Source organism: Ferrovibrio sp. (assembly GCF_965278975.1).
Taxonomy (GTDB): domain Bacteria; phylum Pseudomonadota; class Alphaproteobacteria; order Ferrovibrionales; family Ferrovibrionaceae; genus Ferrovibrio.
On sequence record NZ_OZ257126.1, the window covers coordinates 2,637,770 to 2,656,373 of the forward strand.

Here is an 18,604-nt window from a genome sequence, read left to right on the forward strand (position 1 = left end):
GGTAACAGCATGAAGGGCAAGGTTGGTGTCATCCTGCTGGTGGCCGCCGTCGCGCTGAGCGGCGTGGCCTGGTATGTAGCGCAGCAGCGTGAACAGGCGACCGAGGCGAATTTTGCCTCCAAGCCTTTGCTGCCGGATCTGGCGAAGCGGGTGAATGATGTCACCGCGCTGGAAGTGGAAAGCCTCAAGGGCCGCTTCCGCATCGAGCGGGCCGGCGAATACTGGGTGATGCCCACGAAGGACGGTTATCGCGTCAAGGCCGATATCCTGCGCAAGAACATTCTCGGCATTGCCGAATTGCAGACCATCGAGCCGCGTACCGACAAGCCGGAACTCTATGACCGGATCCAGGTCAGCGATCCGGCCGCCTACAAGCCGGCTGACGAGGCCGCGAAGGCCGATCCCGGCCCGATCAAGGTGAAATTGCTGGATGCCAAGAACACGCCGCTGGCCGAAGTTATCGTCGGCAAGGTGCGTGCGCGTGAAGTTGGCCCGAAGCCCGCCGAATTGCATGTGCGTCTGGTCAGCGACACCAAGTCCTGGCTCGCCAAGGGCCGTGTCGACCTGCCGGCCGATCCGATTGCCTGGCTGGACAAGGATATGGTGCGTATCGAGCGCGCCCGCGTCGCTTCCGCCAGCATCCGCCACAGCGATGGCGACGTGCTGGAACTGATCCGTACCCATGGCGAGAACGGTACCGCCAAGGATGATTTCAAGCCGGCTAAGGCGATCCCCGCCGGCAAGAAGCTATCCTCGCAATACGATACCAATTCGGCGCCGGGTGCGCTCGCCTTCATCAGCTTCGACGATGTCGCCCGCGCTGCGGCACATGATTTCTCCAAGGCCAATATCACCGAGATCGTCACGCTGGATGGCGTGCGCGCCACGGTGAAGAGTGTTCCCGCCGCCGACAAGAAGGCCTGGGTCACGGTGCAGCTTGCCTATGACGCCGCGCTGGTGAAGGAAGACAAGGACAATGCCGCCCTGCTCAAGCCGGAAGAGGCACAGAAACAGGTGGATGAGGCCAATGGCCGCATGAATGGCTGGTCTTATCTGGTGTCGGAATATGCCGCCCGCGACCTGCTGCGCCGTTTCTCTGAGCTGCTTGAAGACGAGAAGCCAAAAGAAGAAAAGAAGGATTGAGTTTCGGCGGCAGACGCCAAAATGGGATCCTCGGGGCAGGTCCGAGGATGACAAAACCCCATAATCGTCATGCCCGGGCTTGGCCCAGGCATCCCATTCGTCCGGCGAACGCCGCATTGGAAGCGACGAGGACGAACCGATGACCGACCAGACCATGACTTTCCAGGCCGAAGTGGCGCGGCTGCTGCAGATCGTCACCCATTCGCTGTACAGCCAGAAGGAAATCTTCCTTCGTGAGCTGATATCGAATGCTTCTGACGCCTGCGACAAGCTGCGCTTTGCCGCCCAGATGGATGCCTCGCTGTGGGATGGCGACAGCGAGCTGCGGGTGAGCCTGAGCGCCGACAAGGCAGCGCGGACGCTCACCATTGCCGATAACGGCATCGGCATGAGCCGGGATGAACTGGTTTCCAATCTTGGCACCATTGCGCGTTCCGGCACTGGCGAGTTCATGGCTGGCCTCTCGGGCGATGCCGCAAAGGACATGGCACTGATCGGCCAGTTTGGCGTCGGCTTCTATTCCGCCTTCATGGTTGCCGGCAAGGTCGAGGTGGTGTCACGCCGCGCCGGTGAGCCGGAAGCCTGGCGCTGGGTATCCGATGGCTCGGGCAGCTTCACCATCGGCGAGGCCGAGCAGGCGGGCCGGGGCACCACGATCACGCTGCATCTGCGTGAAGGCGAGGATGAATTCCTTGACCCCGCTACTCTGCGCCGCATCGTCAAGGCTTATTCCGATCACATCGCCCTGCCTGTGGTGTTGCTGGAAGCGGGCAAGGATGACGAGACGCTGAACGCTGCCTCGGCTTTGTGGACCCGTTCAAAGAGCGAGGTCACGGAAGAGCAGTACAAGGATTTCTACCATCACGTCGCCCATGCCTTCGACGATCCATGGTTGACGCTGCATGCCAAGGCCGAAGGCAAGCTGGATTACACGCTGCTGCTTTATGTGCCCACGATGCAGCCGCGCGATCTGTTCGATCCGGCGCGCAAGCCGGCGCTGAAACTCTATGTCCGCCGCGTCTTCATCACCGATAATTGCGAAGGGCTGGTGCCATCCTGGCTGCGCTTCCTGCGCGGTGTGGTCGATTCCGCCGATCTGCCGCTGAATGTCAGCCGCGAGATGCTGCAGAACAATCCGGTGCTGACGCGCATCAAGCAGGCGATCACGCGCCGCGTGCTGTCCGAACTGGAGCGCAAAGCCGATAAGGAGCCGGAAGCCTACGCGGCTTTCTGGGAGAATTTCGGGGCAGTGCTGAAGGAGGGCATCTACGAGGATGCCGAGCATCGTGAAAAGCTGCTGAAACTGGCGCGTTTCCGGTCATCGACCCAGGAAGGCTGGGTCTCGCTGGATGACTATATCAGCCGGCTGAAAGCCAACCAGACCGCGCTCTACACCATCACCGGCGACCAGATCGAGACGTTGAAGCGCAGCCCGCAGCTTGAAGGCTTCCGCGCCAAGGGTGTGGAAGTGCTGTTGCTCACCGATCCGGTGGATGATTTCTGGCTGGCCCAGGTCACCGACTGGCAGGGCAAGCCGTTCCGCTCGGTAACGCGCGGCGGCGCCGATCTTGACCAGATCGAGGCGGCGGCCGATGCGCCAAAGCCTGAGGATCAGGGCGAGGCCGTGGAGGGTGCGGCACTTGTCACCCTGGTGGCGGCGCTCAAGACCATCCTTGGTGAAGCGGTGCGCGATGTGCGTGAAAGCGCGCGGCTTACCGATAGTGCCTGCTGCCTGGTTGCCGCCGATGGCGACATGGACATGCATCTGGAGCGCCTGCTGCGCATGAACAAGCAACTGGGCATGCTCGGGCCGTCGCTGCGCATCCTGGAAATCAACCCGCGTCACCCGCTGATCCGGCGCATGGCCGAACGTGCCGGCGAATCCGGCGCCACCGACGCATTGCAGGATGCGGCCCATCTGCTGCTCGATCAGGCGCGCCTGGTGGAAGGCGAAACCCTCAGCGATGCCACCGCTTTCGCCCAGCGCCTCGCGCGCGTGATGGCGGCAGGGATTGGTTGAGGGAGATGCCCGGATCACTGTAAGCGCGCGAACGCCTGAAGGCGTTCGTGGGCGCACAGGCCCGAAGGGCCATGGCGGGCATGACGAAAAAACTTAAGTCGTCACCCCCGGGCCTGACCCGGGGGTCTCATTCAGCGTGGCGAGAGATGCGCGGGTCAAGCCCGCGCATGACAAGGTGGATAAGTCACATCCCGACGCGGCTCATGGGCACCGAAGTAATGCCATAGCCGGCTTCCGCTGGAATACGCAGATGCGGCTCGCCGGGCGCGTCCTTATCCAGCACCGGCATCACCGTCATGATCGGGTCAGCCATCGCCGCCTTGAAGGCATCGTTGCTGGTGCTGCTGCGCCCCAGTTTCACCAGTTGCATGCGGGTGGCGAACACGATGGTCTTGGTCTTGGCTTCCCATTCGCTGAGGGCGGTATTGGGATTGATCCATTCGGATTCGACGGATTCACCGCCATCATGGCTGCCGATCTGGTCGGCCGGCGCCGGCGCCAGGAAGAACCAGGTATCGAAACGCTTCGGCATGCTCACCGGCGTCACCCAATGGGCGAACGGCACCACGGCATCCACGGCGTATTCGATGCCTTCGGCTTCGGCAAGATCAAGCAAGGTCTTTTCCCCCTTGTTCAAGGGGTTGCGCCAGCTATCCAGCTTCTGCACCCGTACCGCATCCAGGAAATGGTCCGAGCCTTTTGCCCGCGCCAGCAGCAGGCCAGATTCCTCGAAGCTCTCGCGGATGGCGCCGAGCGCATAGGGCAGCAATTCCGCCTTCAGCTTGCCGGGCCGCAGATGACTGCCGAGGCGCGGGTCGCTATCGCCTTCGGCCAGCTTGCCACCCGGAAAGACCAGGGCGCCGGAGGCGAAGTCAATCGCGTAATTACGCTTCACCATGAAGACCTGCAGGCCGGCCTGGGCGTCGTCGCGCAGCATCAGCATGGTGGAAGAGGGCAGCGCCGGCTTCGGTGCGGCGGCCTGGGAATCCTTGGGCGAAGCGGACATCGGGTGTTTCCTCGAACTTTCTTATTTGCTTGTCGGTCAGGGCAGTCTACGCCGCAGATAATAGCGTTGGTAGCCACCCGGGCCGGGCGAACGGATGGTTTCAAAGCCGAAGCGGCCGAACCAGCCGAGCAGCGGCAGCATGGCCTTTTCCAGCGAGACTTCCAGCGCCGGCAGGCCCTGGCCGATGGCATGGGTGAGGGCGAAATGCAGCAATTGCGCGCCGACGCCCTGGCGCTGGGCCTCGGGCGCCACGGCCAGGGCATGCAGCAGCAGCGCATTGTGGATCGGCAGCAGCACGGTAAAGCCGGCGACGCCTTCCTGGTTCTCGGCAACGAACACGGCGTCATCATTCACCAGCGCAACATAATCGTCGCGTACCGGCTGCGGCGGCGTTGCCAGCACATCGGCATAGATGCCATAGGCGGCATTGGCGATCTGCTTCAGCCGCTGGGTGTCGTGGCGTTCAGCCGGGCGGAGCCGCGCCAGGGTGGATGGATTCGAGCCTGTCATGGGGTTCAGCTTCGGTCCCCGGAAGGGTTCCGTCAATCCAGCCCATCAATCAGGCCGGCTTATTTACCACCCAGATCGATGGCGCCGAGGATATGGCCCTTCTTCGCCTGCACCAGAACAACCGCGCCGCGATTGTCCCAGTCATAGCTGACCAGCTTCGGTGTCAGGTCGAGGCTGGCGGCCTCGCCGGTCCAGCGCCCCAGATCGATCCAGGCGCGGGCCACGTTCACATAGCTCAGGGTCTTGCCGCTGTTTTCGCCGCGCTGCACGGTCACGTCATGGCGCTTGTCGAACAAGCAGAGCCAGATGGTTGCTTCGCCTTCCCATTCCTTGCGGGCCGGGATTGCCAGGCGCTGTGGCCTGCCATCCGCGTCGCGCTCGGCCTTCAGCACCAGGTGACGGTCCTTCATGGCGCCGCGCACGGCATTTTCCACCGCCTCGCGGTTGGAACCGACGGCGATATACTGCCCATCCACCACCGCCTGCGGCGTATAGACCTGACGCGAGCCGGAATACTTGGCATAGGCCTGCTGGCGGTCGGTATGGCCGCGCTTGGCGAAGGTGTCGCGCCAGCCGAGGTAATCCCAGTAATCGACATGCAGCGACAGTGCGATCACCTGGCGATCCTTGGCCCAGTCCAGCATCAGCAGATCGGCGGGTGGACAGGATGCGCAGCCCTGGCTGGTGAACATTTCGATCACCACCGGAGTCGGCGGATCGGCTCGGGCCGGCACGCTGGACAGGCCAAGCACGCCAGGCAGACCAAGCGCGAGGGCGAGGATAAGAGTACGGAAAACCTTACGCATCATGGCTTCAAGCTAGGAGCCGGGGCGGGCTGCGGCGAGTCACGATACAGTGAGGCCGCCAGCAGTTCTTCGGGCAGCGGCATCAGGCTCGGGGCATGCGTCCAGAGCAAGGCGGCACTGATCCGGCGGTGCGGGAAAATCGCGCGCAAAAGGGCGGTATACAGGGCCATTTGCATCAGGTAGGCAGGGTCCGTTTCTGCCGCGCTGGCGGGCGGCGGTCGGTCGGTCTTGTAATCCAGCACCAGCACGCTGTCTGGCATCACGATCAGGCGATCCACGCGGCCAACCACGATGCGGTCGCCGAGGCGGCCAGCCAGGGGCGCTTCCACGCGGGCGGCGCCCGAGAATACCGGCGCGAAGACCGGATCGTCCAGCAGCCGCAGCACCTCGACGGCCAGTTCCGCCTGTTCTTCCGGCATCAGGCCATGGCCGGGATGGGCCAGGAAGCGCTGCGCTGCTGCTTCTCTTGCCTCAGGGTTCAGTTCCGGCAGGCTTTGCAGCAGGCGGTGGATAAGTTTGCCGCGCAGCAGACCGGCGCGGCGCGGCGGCAGGGCCGGGCTCGGCGGCGGCGCTGGCTCGCGGGCCGGGCGGGAAGGACTGAGCGGCAGCGGCGGGCTTGGCTCGGGAGCCGGCGGCAGGCGGCTCCAGGGTGGCAATGCCGCAGGCTCGCGCTTTTCCCCGGCCTCTTTCGGCTTGGTGGCTTCGCTGCCGGCATTGGCAAAAACCCGCGCTACGTCACCCCAGGGCAATTCGGCTTCGCTCACGCCATCCAGCGTATCGAAAGCAGCCTGCACCAGGGCATACCAGCTACCCGCCGGTGCGCCGCTCTTGCCCGTGGTGCCGTTCAGGTAGCCGGCGACGATCAGGCGGTCCTGGGCCCGGGTCAGCGCCACATAGAGCAGGCGGCGGTATTCCTCAAGCTGGGCGGACTGGCGCTGCGCCCGGATCGCGGCGGTTTCCGCAACATCATGTTCCTTGCGCGGCGGCCAGTAGAGGGCGGCGCCCTGGTTACTGCCTGCCTGATGCTCCTGCCATAACAAGCCTTCATCCTCGCGTGGCTTCGGCAGGTCACAGGTATCGGGCAGGATCACGATGGGGGCTTCCAGACCCTTGGCACCGTGTACGGTCAGCACGCGCACTTCGTCGCGGCCCTGATCCAGGTCGCGCTTCACCTGGCCGGCATGGGCGCGGAACCAGGCGACAAAGCCCTGCAATGAAGGCGCCGCCTCGCGCTCGAAAGCCAGCGTGGCGGCAAGGAATTCATCGATCGGCTCATCGGCTTCCTGGCCCAGCCGCGCCAGCAACCGCTGCCGGCCAGCACTGGCGCCAAGCAGCTCGGCATAGAAGGCAAATGGCGTGGTGTGATCGGCGCGGCTGAGCAGCGCGCCCAGTTCCTCGGCGGCTTTGGTCCAGAGCGGCTTTTCCGCGGCACGGCGGCGCAGGGTCGGCCAAAGCCGTGCCGGTTCGCGACCATGGCAGAGCAAGAAAAGATCATCTTCCGGCAGATTGAACAGCGGCCCCTTCAGCACGGTTGCCAGCGTCAGGTCATCGTCCGGCAGCAGGCAGAAGTCGGCGACGGCGAGCAGATCCTGTACCGCGATCTGCTCGGCCAGTTCCATGCGGTCGGCACCCGCCACCGGCACTTCGGCCAGTTTCAATTCGCGCACCATGGCATCGAAGAAAGCATTGCGCCGCCGCACCAGGATCATCACATCGCCGGCTGTCACGCGGCGGCCCTGGCCCGACAGCCATTCGCGGCCGAGCCAGTTTTTCACCTGGGCCGCGATACGCTGCGCCAGGGTGACGCGCGGATCATCGGTGCGGATATAATCCAGCGGCACATCCCAGGCTTCCTGTGCCTGGCGTTCCGGCGGCGCCAGGGCGGGCCACAATTCCACCTGGCCAGGCGCTTCGGCGCGCCGGGCGCGATGCTCCAGCGTTTCGCCCGGCTCCACCACACCAGCCTGTGCCGCTTCCAGCCGGAATACCGCATCCACCAGGCGCAGCACCGCCGGTGTCGAGCGGAACGACATCTGCAATGGCAGCACGCGGAAGGTGACGTCTGCCTCCTCGGCCTTGCGGCGGAAGCGGTCGCGCATGCCGAGGAAGGCCTTCGGCCGCGCGCCCTGGAAGGAATAGATCGATTGCTTGGCATCGCCGACCGCGAATACCGTGCGCAGGCCGGGCCGCGCACCGGCACCAGTGAAGAAATCATCGGCCAGGGCCTCGATCACGCGCCACTGATCCGGGCTGGTATCCTGGGCTTCATCCACCAGGATATGGTCGATGCCCTGATCCAGTTTGAACATCACCCAGGCGACCTGGGTCGGCTCCACCAGCAGATCGCGGCTGCGCAGGATCAGGTCATCGTAATCCAGCAGGCCCTGGGCGCGCTTCGCCGCTGCGTAGCCTTCCAGCAATTCAGCGCCCAGCCGCAGCAGGCTCGATGATGCACGCAGCACCAGCATGGCATTGAGCTGTCCGCGCAGCAGCATCAGCCGCTGCTGTTCGGCTTTCAGGATATCGTCGGCATCGGCGCACAGTTTCAGCGTCGGGCCGAAGGCCAGGGTCTTGGTCGGCTCGCCCTTGGCGGTGAAGAACGCCGGCAGCCATTCCGCCTTGAAACGATCCGCCGGCAGGTCGGCGCCCAGCCATGGCGCGATCTCGCCGGCCAGTTCCTGATCCTTCTTGCTGCCCTGGCTCAGCGCGGCAACGGCACGGCGCAGGTCGTCCAGCGGCATCGTGGCGATATGGGCCGCGATCAAGGCAGCTTCGCTTTCGGCCTCGACATTGAGTCGCTGGCGCAGTTCGGCGATGGCGCCAGCGACGCCGCCAACTGTATCGAGCCATTGCACCAGATCGCGGCGCTTGTTCAGCAGGGCACGCAGCAGGCGGTCGAAACGGGCATCGTCAAGCCGCTCGGCGATGAACAGCAGGGCGTCGTTCAAATCCGCGTCAGTCAGTGCCTTGCGCAACATGCCTTCGCGCGCGGTGCGCAGCAGGTCGGCGGCATGGGCATCGTCGGCGATGCTGAAATGCGGCGGGACACCGGCTTCCACCGGAAAACGCTTGAGCAGGGCTTCGCAGAAAGCATGCACGGTTTGCAGCCGCAGGCCACCCGGCGCTTCCAGTGTGCGGGCGAAAAGCTGCCGTGCGGTATTGAGATCGGCGGTGGTTGCCGGGCGGCTCAGCAGGTCGGTCAATGCCGGGCGCAGCGTGTCATCGGGCAGCAAGGCCCAGTCGCCCAGCCGCTTGTTCAGGCGGTTCGCCATTTCGGCGGCGGCGGCCTTGGTGAAGGTGAGGCAGAGGATGCCGTTCGGCCGCGTGCCGGCCAGCAGCAGGCGGGTAACACGGTCCACCAGCACGCTGGTCTTGCCCGAGCCGGCATTGGCAGCCACCCAGGCCGAGAGGCCGGGATCGGCGGCGCCGCGCTGGTTGCGCGTATGCAGCAGCAGATCGTCTTCACCCCGCGCTGCCATGCTCACTCCTCGTCCAGGCTGCGTTCGGCGACGCGGGCCAGGTGGTCGTAATCGCCGGCATAGGCGAGGAATTGCGGCCGCGGCCGCGACAGATACGGCGTTGCCGGATCGTCGAATCTGGCGATCCACTGCTGGAAACGCTCCAGCGCGTGATCGGTCAGTTCATCGGCGGGCGGGATCGGGTTCTTGTCGCGGCTGCCGGCCTCGATGCGGCGTTCCTCGCCGGCGCTCTCGCCGCCATGCAGCCGGATATAGACCAGTTCCGCGATTCTGCCCGATGGCAGATCGGCGAAGCCGCCGGCCTTGGCGATGGCGGCTTCCAGCGGCAATTGCGGCGCCAGCCCGGCATGCACCTGATCCTTCGATGGCGGTTGTCCGGTCTTGTAGTCGAGGATCGCCAGGCTGCCATCGGTATGGCGGTCGATGCGGTCGGCGCGAGCCTTCAGGGTGAAGTCACCACCAACCAGCATTTCGCCTTCGCGTTCGATTACGGCGGGGCGGAAACCCTGGGCGCGGCGTGCGATTTCATAGTCGATGAACCAGGCCATGGCGCGCTCGAAGCGCGGCCACCACAGGGCCGCCACTTCCGCCTGCTGCATCCAGGGATCGAAAGCAGCGCGGCCGAGATCGAGCAATTCACCAAGCGCGGCATCGCGCGGTGGCAGGGTGTCGCGGTGCCGATCGAGGAAGGTTTCCAGCACATCGTGGATCACATTGCCGCGCATCCGCGCATCGGCGGGCTGCGCCAGTTCCTCCAGCTTGCGCAGCTTGAGGATATGCCGGGCATAGAGCGCATAGGGATCGCGCACCCATTGCTCCACGGCTGTAACGAACAGGCTGCGTGGTCGTGCGCTGAGTGGCGGTTTTGGCATCGGCGCATCGGTCGGCACTTTGCCGAGCGGCTTGTCCAGCAGGGCGGCCCAGTCGAGATAGCGCGGCGCCAGGGTGGTCTGCCAGCGTGTATCCTCGCCAAGCCTGGCCGCCAGCCGCAGCAGCCAGCGCGCCGGCACAGTGGGCGTGCCATCCACCTTGATGGCGCGGCTCAGGATCACATCCGGGCGCGAGGCCGCCTGCACGAAATCATGCGCGGTCTGGCCCAGGCGCCGCTCCGGCGGCGGCAGGCCAAGCGCGGCACGCATCGGCCGGCTGAGCCAGGCATCTTCCTGCGCCTGCGGCGGCCAGGTGCCTTCATTGAGGCCGCCGAGGATGACGCGGTCGGCATGCACCAGGCGCGCTTCCAGCAGGCCGAGGATGCTGAGGCGCGGATGGCTGCCATAGCGTGGCCGCACCACGCGTCCTTCCAGCAGGGCTTCGAACAGGCGCGGCCATTCATCGGGCTGCACCGGCCCGAGTTCGCCGCCTTGTGCCAGGATATCGAGCAGCAGCGTATGCAGCGCCTCGCCAGCCTCACGCTGCCACAGCGGCGGGGTTTCGCCGGGCGGCGGCGCGCTCAGCAGTTCGGCGCTTTCGATCAGTGCCTGGGTCAAGGCCGGCAGGCTTGGCTCATCCATGGCGAGCGCCGCCTGCAATGGTGCCATCGCCTGGCGGAAGCGGGCAAGCAGCGGCAGCAGGTCGCCACGTTTCTCAAGCCGCGCGGCGATCATGCCGATACCGCCGCCCGGTTCGTTGACGCGCAGGGCGAGGCGCTCAAGCTGGCGCGCCCAATCCAGCAGGGCAAGGCGCGGGCCGCCCAGCATGCAGAAGGGATGCTTCAGGAGTGCCAGCAGTTCCACCGGTGCGCAATCGCTGCTGCCTACCTGCGCCACCAGCCGCAGGAACACCGCCGGTGGCGTGTTGAGCAGCGGCAGGCCGGCGGAATCATCCACTGTGATGCCGTAACGCTGCAATTCCGCCGCCACGCGCCGCGCCAGGCTGCGATCAGGCGTGATCAGCGCGGCGGTGCGTTCGGCGTCGTTCAGGGTTTCGCGCAGCGCCAGGGCGATGGCCAGGGCTTCCTCGCGCGGGCCGGGCGCCTCGATGCGTTGCAGCCCGGCAAAGGCAGCGTCATCCGGTGGCGCCAGGTCGCGCCAGGCATGGGTCTCGGCTGGCGGCAGCAAGGCTTCACGCAGCAGGGCCACGCGCGCCGTCGGCGCCGCGGCTTCCGGCCAGGGCTGCACGTCGCCGCGCACTATGCCGAGCTTGTCCAGCAGCAAGGCCAGGGCATGTTGCGGATGCGTTGGCTCGGTGTGGATTTCGCGCCAGGCCGCATCGCTCAACGCCTCATCCAGCCCGGGCAGCACCACGGCGCCCTCTGGCAGCCGCGCCACCAGATGCAGCAGCTTGGCGGTGGCAGGGATCGTGCCCGTGGAGCCGGCGGCGATCACCGGACCATCGGGCGGCTGCGTCCGCCAGAAATCCAGCCAGGCCTGCATGGTGGCGCTGCGATGCTCGGCGGCATCCAGGCCCTGGCGTTCGGCTTTGATGGCGGGCCAGGTTTCGCGGATGATCGAAAGGAATTGCAGCGTCAATTGCCAATGCTGGGCCAGATCGCCCTGCACCAGATCGGGCAGGTGGTCGAGACCGACTTCCTCGGTGGCGGCTGCATCCAGCAATTCGGCGAGATTCTGCGCCAGGCGATAGGCATTGGCCGCATCGCCACCGGCCAGCGGCGAGGCCCGCAGCAGCCTGGTCAGCAGCAGCGCGCGTTGCAGGTCCGGGATCGCCTGCCGAGCATCGCTGCCCAGGCCGCGCAGTTCCAGTTCATCCTCATCGATATCGCCAAGCGGCTGGATAGTAGGCAGCAGCAGCGCATCGCGGCCCTGCGCCACGCCAAGCCGCAGGAAGGCTTCGGCCAAAGCGCGGCAGGCGCGCCGGGTCGGCAGCAGCACGGTGACGCGCGAGAGTTCGAGCGGATCGGCACCATGGCGACGCAGGATGCCGGCTGCCAGCGCCTCCAGGAAAGGCGCGCCGGCCGGGATCGAATAGACCTTAGGCGCGGCGGCCATGGCTTATGCGCTCAGCCAGTCGCGCCTCGGCTTCGGCCAGGCCGGCATGGGTGCCGACATCCATCCAGTCGCCTTCATGGCGCATGCCGTAAAGCCGGCCGGCCGCGATGGCGCGGTTATAGAGCAGATTGAGCGAGAAGGCGCCGGCAGGGGCATCGCGCAGCAGGGCAGGCGCCACGATCTGCACCCCGGTATAGACGAAGGGTGCCACATCGCGGATGTCGCGCCGTTTCAGTTGCCCCAGTTGGTCCATGGTGAAATCACCCTGGCCGTCATAGCCGGTCGCGGCAATGGTCGGCTGCAACAGCAGCAGCGCGTCCATGGCGGCGGGATCGAAACGCTGCGCCAGGCGTTTGAGCGAATTGCCGCGTGCATCGCGCCAGATCAGGTCGGCGTTTACCGAGAAGAACGGCGCCTCGCCCAGCAGCGGCAGGGCGCGCACCAATCCGCCGCCGGTTTCAAGCAGGGCATCGCTCTCGTCCGAAATCAGGATTTCGATATCCGTGCGTGATTGCAGGTGGTTGCGAATCTGTTCGCCCAGCCAGTGGATATTCACCACGGCGCGCTCGACCCCGACTTCCACCAGGCGGTCGAGGCAGCGGTCGAGCAGGCTGCGGCCGGCCACTGGAATCAGCGGCTTCGGCAGCGTATCGGTGATCGGTTTCAGCCGCGTGCCAAGGCCGGCGGCCAGCACCATGGCGGTTTTGGGCAGGGCAATCATGCCGCCTGTTCCAGGCCGGGCAGCGGCTGGCGGCGCAGGGCCGGCGGTGCCACGCGGTCGATGAAGTTGCGCAGGCTGTGCAATTCAGGATGCTGCAAGTCGCGCTCCAGCAGGCCCCACATGCGCGGCATGAATGCCTGATAGCCTTTCTTGCCATCGCGTTTCCACAGCCGGGTGAAGATGCCGATGATGCGGATATTGCGTTGCGCGCCGAGGATGGCATAGGCGCGGCGGAACGCGGCTGCATCTGTACCGCTGCGCGCGATGTAGCGCGCCAGCATCGCTTCGGCCAGTTCCGGCGCCACGTCGCGGCGCGCATCTTCCAGCAGCGACACCAGGTCATAGGCCGGATGGCCGGCAACCGCATCCTGGAAATCCAGCAGCCCGACGCGGGCATGGCCCTGGCGCTGCGGCAGCCATAGCAGGTTATCCGCATGATAGTCGCGCAGCACGGCAATGGGGCGGGCAGCAATCGCCGCCGGCGCCAGGCCGGCAATCAGTGCGTCGAATTCGGCACGCAGCTCCGGCGAAGCCGGCGTGCCATGCAGGGCAGGCAGATACCAGTCCGGGAACAGCCCGGCTTCATCCACCAGGCGCGGCACGTCATAGGGCGCGATGCCGGCCGGTGCGCCATGCTGGTGCAAAGCCAGCTGCTGATCGATGGCGGCTTCGTAAAGCTCGGTCTCGTTGCCGCCCTGGCGCAGCAGGCGGGAATAGAGATCGTCGCCTAAGTCTTCCAGCAGCAGGAAGCCGTGTTCGGCATCCTCGGCCAGGATGCGCGGGGCGCTGAAACCGGCCTCACAGAGCCAGCGCGCCATGCGGATGAAGGGCCGCACATCCTCCTGCGGTGGCGGCGCATCCATCAGCACGGCGGTTTCATGGCCGCGATGCAGACGTTCGTATTTGCGGAAGGAAGCATCGCCGGCCAGCATGCGGCGTTCGGCATCGCCCCAGCCGGCCTGCTGAATGAAATGCTGTGCCAAATCTTTACGGTCGGTCATGCTTTCAGGTCGTTCAAGCGCGGCGCCCAATCCTCGGCGCCCTGGAAGGTGGCTATGCGGCTGCTATCCGTGGCCGGCTGCAAGGTCAAGGTCAGTGCGCCGCGTGGTACGTCCGGCCCAAGGCGGTCCGGCCATTCGATCAATGCGATGCCGTCGGCGAAGATTTCCTCAAGCCCCAGTTCATCCACCTCGCGCGGATCGGCGACGCGGTAGAGATCGACATGCCAGAGCGGGCAGGCCGGCGTGTCATAGGTCAGCACCAGATTGAAGCTGGGGCTTGGCACCTCGGTGCCGGGGCCGCAGAGCGTGCGGATCGCGGCGCGGGCGAAGCTGGTCTTGCCGGCACCCAGCGGGCCTTGCAGCAGCAGCGCATCGCCAGCCCGCAGGCGTGGTGCAAGCCTTGCCGCCAAAGCCGCAGTGGCAGCCTCGTCGGGCAGGGTCAGCGTCAGCAGATCGGGCATGGCGCGGAGTCTAATGGGGCCGCGCCGGGGCCGCAATCGCGGCACCACCGGCAGGCAGGCGGATTTGCAGCATCTGGCCGGTTTCCTGGCTGCTTACGGCCACCGTGCCGCCATGCAGTTCGATCAGGCCGCGTGCCACCAGCAGCGAGAGATTGGCACTGCCATGGCGCCGGTCGGAACTTGGCTGCAAATCGGCAAACAGCCGAGATGGCGAAATCGGCGCCAGGCCGCCGCTATGGCTTTCAATCTCGATGCCGAGGCCATCCGCGCCTTGAGCAATATTCAGCTTGAGTCCGCCGCCCTGTGGTGTGCCGTTCAGCGCGGCCAGCATGATGCTGCCAAGCGCCTGGCGCAGGCGCTGCTGGTCGCCATGGCAGGATATATCCTGCATGCCATCGGGCAGCGAAAGCGTGATGCCGCGATGCTCGGCGGTATCGCGCCATTGCCCGGCATCCTCCTGCCACAGTTCGTTTGCGGCGAAAGCCTCCGGTTCCAGCGCCAGCTGCCCCACTTCGATGGCGGCAATCACGATGATGTCGTCCAAGAGCCGCAGCAGATGCCGCGAAGCCTGCATGATGTCGCGGCCATATTCCGCCTGGCGCTCGTTGACCGGGCCGAGGATGCCGTGGCTCAGCACCTCGGTCATGCTGATCAAGGTGCCAAGCGGCGAACGCAGTTCATGGGTGATATTGGAAATGAAGGCCGCGTTCATGCGGTCGGTGCGTTCCAGTGCCTCGTTGCGCTCGCGCAGGGCGCGCTGGATGCGCACGGCGGCGCTCACATCCAGGTAGGTATAAAGCATCGAGCCATCGGGCAGCGGCACGCTGGCCTGATCGATCACCGTGTCGTCGCCGCGCTCCAGCCTGCCCTGGCTGGCGCGGCGTGCGGCAAAGCCATCAATCGACTGGTCGCGCCAGGTCTGCCAATCGTTGTTGCGCGGCAATAGCGGCCGGGTCCATTCCAGGACTTCGGTGATATGCGGCTGGCGGTTCAGCCTGTCATCGTCAAGATGCCACAACTCGGCGAAGGCGCGGTTATAGAGCGACAGGCGGCCATCGGGGCCGAACACCACCACGGCTTCATACAGGTTATCCAGCGTGGCGCGCTGCACGGCTGTCAGCGTGTTGGTGGCACGTTCCAGCGTCAATTGCCGTGTCACGTCGTCATAGGCGAAGAACAGGCCGCCGGAAGGATAGGGGCTGATCACCAGCCGCAGGGTCGAGCCATCGGGCAGATGCATCAATTCTTCCCGGCGCTCGATCACCGTGGTGAATAATGTCTGCTGGCCCTGTTTGTAGGCCTGCCAGTCGATCTGTTCCGGCAGGCGGCGCTCGGCGCGCAACTGCTCCAGCACCTCGCCGAAGGTCGGGTGCTGTTCCAGCCAGCTTTCATCCAGCTGCCACAGCCGTGCATAGGCGCGGTTCCACAGCACCAGGCGCTTGTCCTGGCCGTAGATCGCGGTGGCAGTGGAGATGGTGCGCAGCACTTCGAGATGCGCTTCCATATGGCGGCGCAATTGGCCGCGCGCATCGGCTTCCTGGGTAATGTCCTGCGCGAAGCCGAGAAAACCGTGTTCCAGCGGCATTTCGAAGATGCGGTAGTTGCGGCGGTCACCCTCGGCGACAAAACGGCGCTCCTCGGCCATGGTCTGGCCGGCTTCACGCGCCTTGCGCGCCAGCATGCGGGGCAATTCGGGATCATGGGCCGAGGCCAGTTCGATGCCGCGTGTCACCACGTCGGCAGGGCTGGCTTCGGTCATCTCGGCATAGCGGCGATTGACCCAGACCAGCGCCCCATCGTCTGCGCGGCGCCAGATCGGGAAGGGCGCGGCATCGAGCAACTGTGCCGCCTGCTTGCCGGCATCCAGCAGGCGCTGATTCTCAGCTTCCAGTTCGGCGTGTTCACGCACCAGGGTGCTGAGCTGATCGGATTCGGCGGCCAGGCTGGCATTATCGGCGCGGGCGGCGGCCAGGGCTGCATCACGGGCGGCAAGGCGCTCGGCAGCTTCGCGCAGGGCGGCGGAAAGACGTTGGGCGCGGATCGCCTGCCAGCCGGCCAAGCCGGCGGCAAAGCCCGCGCCCAATGCGAAAATCCAGCCTGTCGCGTCCAAGCGAATCCCCCGGTCAACCGGCCCCAACTATGGGCCGGTACCGGGGGCATGACAAGCGCAGTAGAGGTAGTGGCTTAGTAGCGATAATGGTCCGGCTTGAACGGGCCGGTTTCGCCGATGCCGAGATACTTCGCCTGGGCATCGGTCAGCTTGGTGAGGTTGGCACCCACCTTGGCGAGATGCAGCGATGCCACCTTCTCGTCGAGATGCTTCGGCAGCGTGTAGACCTGCTTCTGGTACTTGCCCGGATTGGTCCACAATTCGATCTGCGCCAGCACCTGATTGGTGAAGGAGGCGCTCATCACGAAGCTCGGATGGCCGGTGGCATTGCCCAGATTCACCAGGCGGCCTTCGGACAGCACGATGATGCGCTTCTTGTCGGCGAACTCGACTTCATCCACCTGCGGCTTCACATTGTGCCACTTCAGGTTCTTCAGCGCGCCGATCTGGATCTCGCTATCGAAGTGGCCGATGTTGCACACGATGGCGCGATGCTTCATCGAGCGCATGTGATCCAGAGTGATCACGTCCACATTGCCGGTGGCGGTGACGAAGATGTCGCCCTGCGGGGCAGCTTCTTCCATGGTCACCACCTGATAGCCTTCCATCGCCGCCTGCAGCGCGCAGATCGGATCGATTTCGGTCACCATGACGCGGCAGCCAGCATTGCGCAGCGAGGCAGCGGAACCCTTGCCGACATCGCCGAAGCCGGCGACCACGGCGATCTTGCCGGCCATCATCACGTCGGTGCCGCGGCGGATGCCGTCCACCAGGCTTTCACGGCAGCCATAGAGGTTGTCGAACTTCGACTTGGTCACGCTGTCGTTGACGTTGATCGCCGGGAACAGCAGGCGGCCTTCCTTGGCCATGACATAGAGGCGATGCACGCCGGTGGTGGTTTCCTCGGTCACGCCCTTGATCGCGGCGCCCATCTTGGAATACCAGCCCGGCGAGGTCTTCAGCTTCTTGGCGATCGCGGCATAGAGGACGGTTTCTTCCTCATTGGTCGGCTTGGAGATGACGGACGCATCCTTCTCCGCCTGCATGCCGAGATGGATCAGCAGGGTGGCGTCGCCGCCATCGTCCAGGATCATGTTCGGCGTGCCGCCATCGGCCCACTCGAAGATGCGGTGGGTGTAATCCCAGTATTCCTCCAGCGTCTCGCCCTTGATGGCGAAGACGGGGGTGCCGGCGGCGGCGATGGCGGCGGCGGCGTGGTCCTGGGTCGAGTAGATGTTGCACGAGGCCCAGCGCACATCGGCGCCCAGCGCCTTCAGCGTCTCGATCAGCACACCGGTCTGGATCGTCATGTGCAGCGAGCCGGCAATGCGGGCGCCCTTCAGCGGCTGCTTCGGGCCGTATTCCTCGCGCGTGGCCATCAGACCGGGCATTTCGGTCTCGGCCATGTCGAGTTCCTTACGGCCCCAATCGGCCAGGCCCATATCCTTCACAACATAATCGGTCATTGTCGCATGCTCCGCGTTTTACCGGCTTCGGTTGGCCGGGTTTGTAGCAGGGCGGCAAAGTCCTGTCCAGAACTATATAAGGAAATCTTTATATGGGAATATAGGGGTGAAGGGACTTTTAGCAACGTCATGCCCCGCGGAGGCGGGGCAGCCACGCGTTATTTTATTGCTAATTTAGGAAAAGAACTCGTGGATGGTCCGCCTGCGCGGACCATGACGGCCTGTGATGGGCAGTCTTCTAAAGTTATTCCGCTTCGCCGAACTTGTTCTGCACCAGCTCGACCAGGGCGGACATGGCCGGGATGGCCTCGGCGCCGTTGGCGGCGATCTCGATGCTGGAGCCTTGGGTGCCGGCCAGCATCATCAGGCCCATGATCGACTCGCCATTGACGGTCTGGCCGTCCTTCGACACCTGGATGCGCGCCTGCGGGTATTTTGCCACCACCTGCACGAACTTGGCAGCGGCACGGGCATGCAGTCCTCGCTGATTAACGATGGTGACCGAACGGACGACGGCGTCGGACATTACGGGCCGTCTCCGGCCAGCAGCTTCGATGCCACGTTGATGTATTTGCGCCCTGCTTCCTGTGTCGCGGTGACGGCGGCGGTGAGGTCGCATTTGCTGCGCACCTGGGCCAGCCGGATCAGCATCGGCAGGTTGACGCCGGCAATCACCTCGACATGGGCCTGGTTCATGATCGAGATGGCGAGGTTCGAGGGCGTGCCGCCGAACATGTCGGTCAGCACGATCACACCGCTGCCGTCATTCACGGCGGCGACGGCATCCAGGATGTCCTTGCGCCTTTGCTCCATGTCGTCATCGGGGCCGATGCAGACAGCGCGCATGTTGCGCTGGGGACCATGCACATGCTCGGTGGCGAGGATGAATTCCTCCGCCAGACGTCCATGGGTGACAACAACGATGCCGATCATGCC

Annotated in this window: 14 protein-coding genes; 2 read left to right on the top strand and 12 right to left on the bottom strand. The window is 65.2% G+C overall.

The window, feature by feature from the left end; all coding sequences use genetic code 11:
* Positions 1-9: 9 nt before the first annotated feature.
* Positions 10-1,143, top strand: coding sequence for a hypothetical protein (locus tag ACQY7X_RS12690; RefSeq protein ID WP_428245612.1), 1,134 nt, complete (start codon positions 10-12; stop codon positions 1,141-1,143).
* A gap of 139 nt (positions 1,144-1,282) precedes the next feature.
* Positions 1,283-3,163 carry a molecular chaperone HtpG gene (htpG, locus tag ACQY7X_RS12695; protein WP_428245614.1) on the top strand — a complete coding sequence of 627 codons (1,881 nt, stop codon included), beginning with the start codon at positions 1,283-1,285 and terminating at the stop codon, positions 3,161-3,163.
* 184 nt (positions 3,164-3,347) lie between these two features.
* On the opposite strand, the gene ACQY7X_RS12700 is transcribed toward htpG, so the two are convergent.
* The 12 genes from ACQY7X_RS12700 to ACQY7X_RS12755 form a co-directional block, all read right to left on the bottom strand.
* Positions 3,348-4,169 carry an NUDIX hydrolase gene (locus tag ACQY7X_RS12700; RefSeq protein WP_428245615.1) on the bottom strand — a complete coding sequence of 274 codons (822 nt, stop codon included), beginning with the start codon at positions 4,167-4,169 and terminating at the stop codon, positions 3,348-3,350.
* 36 nt (positions 4,170-4,205) lie between these two features.
* Positions 4,206-4,679: a GNAT family N-acetyltransferase gene (locus ACQY7X_RS12705; RefSeq protein WP_428245616.1), complete on the bottom strand. Its 474-nt coding sequence runs from the start codon at positions 4,677-4,679 to the stop codon at positions 4,206-4,208.
* A gap of 59 nt (positions 4,680-4,738) precedes the next feature.
* Complete coding sequence (locus ACQY7X_RS12710) at positions 4,739-5,488, bottom strand: DUF1223 domain-containing protein (protein ID WP_428245618.1); 750 nt, start codon at positions 5,486-5,488, stop codon at positions 4,739-4,741.
* The gene (addA, locus tag ACQY7X_RS12715; protein ID WP_428245619.1) at positions 5,485-8,964 is read right to left on the bottom strand and encodes a double-strand break repair helicase AddA; all 3,480 of its coding nucleotides are present in this window, start codon (positions 8,962-8,964) and stop codon (positions 5,485-5,487) included. The genes ACQY7X_RS12710 and addA overlap by 4 nt, the downstream gene beginning before the upstream one ends.
* A gap of 2 nt (positions 8,965-8,966) precedes the next feature.
* On the bottom strand, positions 8,967-11,909 hold the full coding sequence (gene addB / locus ACQY7X_RS12720; RefSeq protein ID WP_428245620.1) for a double-strand break repair protein AddB: 2,943 nt from the start codon (positions 11,907-11,909) through the stop codon (positions 8,967-8,969).
* Positions 11,893-12,630: a nucleotidyltransferase family protein gene (locus ACQY7X_RS12725; protein WP_428245621.1), complete on the bottom strand. Its 738-nt coding sequence runs from the start codon at positions 12,628-12,630 to the stop codon at positions 11,893-11,895. The genes addB and ACQY7X_RS12725 overlap by 17 nt, the downstream gene beginning before the upstream one ends.
* A complete protein-coding gene (locus tag ACQY7X_RS12730; RefSeq protein ID WP_428245622.1) occupies positions 12,627-13,631 on the bottom strand; it encodes an aminoglycoside phosphotransferase family protein in 1,005 nt (334 codons plus the stop codon). The genes ACQY7X_RS12725 and ACQY7X_RS12730 overlap by 4 nt, the downstream gene beginning before the upstream one ends.
* Positions 13,628-14,092 carry a tRNA (adenosine(37)-N6)-threonylcarbamoyltransferase complex ATPase subunit type 1 TsaE gene (gene tsaE / locus ACQY7X_RS12735; RefSeq protein WP_428245623.1) on the bottom strand — a complete coding sequence of 155 codons (465 nt, stop codon included), beginning with the start codon at positions 14,090-14,092 and terminating at the stop codon, positions 13,628-13,630. The genes ACQY7X_RS12730 and tsaE overlap by 4 nt, the downstream gene beginning before the upstream one ends.
* Positions 14,093-14,102: 10 nt before the next feature.
* Complete coding sequence (locus ACQY7X_RS12740) at positions 14,103-16,202, bottom strand: PAS-domain containing protein (protein ID WP_428245624.1); 2,100 nt, start codon at positions 16,200-16,202, stop codon at positions 14,103-14,105.
* Positions 16,203-16,276: 74 nt separating this feature from the next.
* Positions 16,277-17,668, bottom strand: a complete 1,392-nt coding sequence (gene ahcY, locus ACQY7X_RS12745; protein ID WP_428245625.1) for an adenosylhomocysteinase — start codon at positions 17,666-17,668, stop codon at positions 16,277-16,279.
* Positions 17,669-17,912: 244 nt separating this feature from the next.
* Positions 17,913-18,194 (bottom strand): HPr family phosphocarrier protein, encoded by a 282-nt coding sequence (locus ACQY7X_RS12750; RefSeq protein ID WP_428245626.1) that lies wholly within the window; start codon positions 18,192-18,194, stop codon positions 17,913-17,915.
* Positions 18,194-18,601, bottom strand: a complete 408-nt coding sequence (locus ACQY7X_RS12755; protein ID WP_428245627.1) for a PTS sugar transporter subunit IIA — start codon at positions 18,599-18,601, stop codon at positions 18,194-18,196. Before ACQY7X_RS12755 ends, ACQY7X_RS12750 begins: the two co-directional genes overlap by 1 nt.
* Positions 18,602-18,604 lie beyond the last annotated feature (3 nt).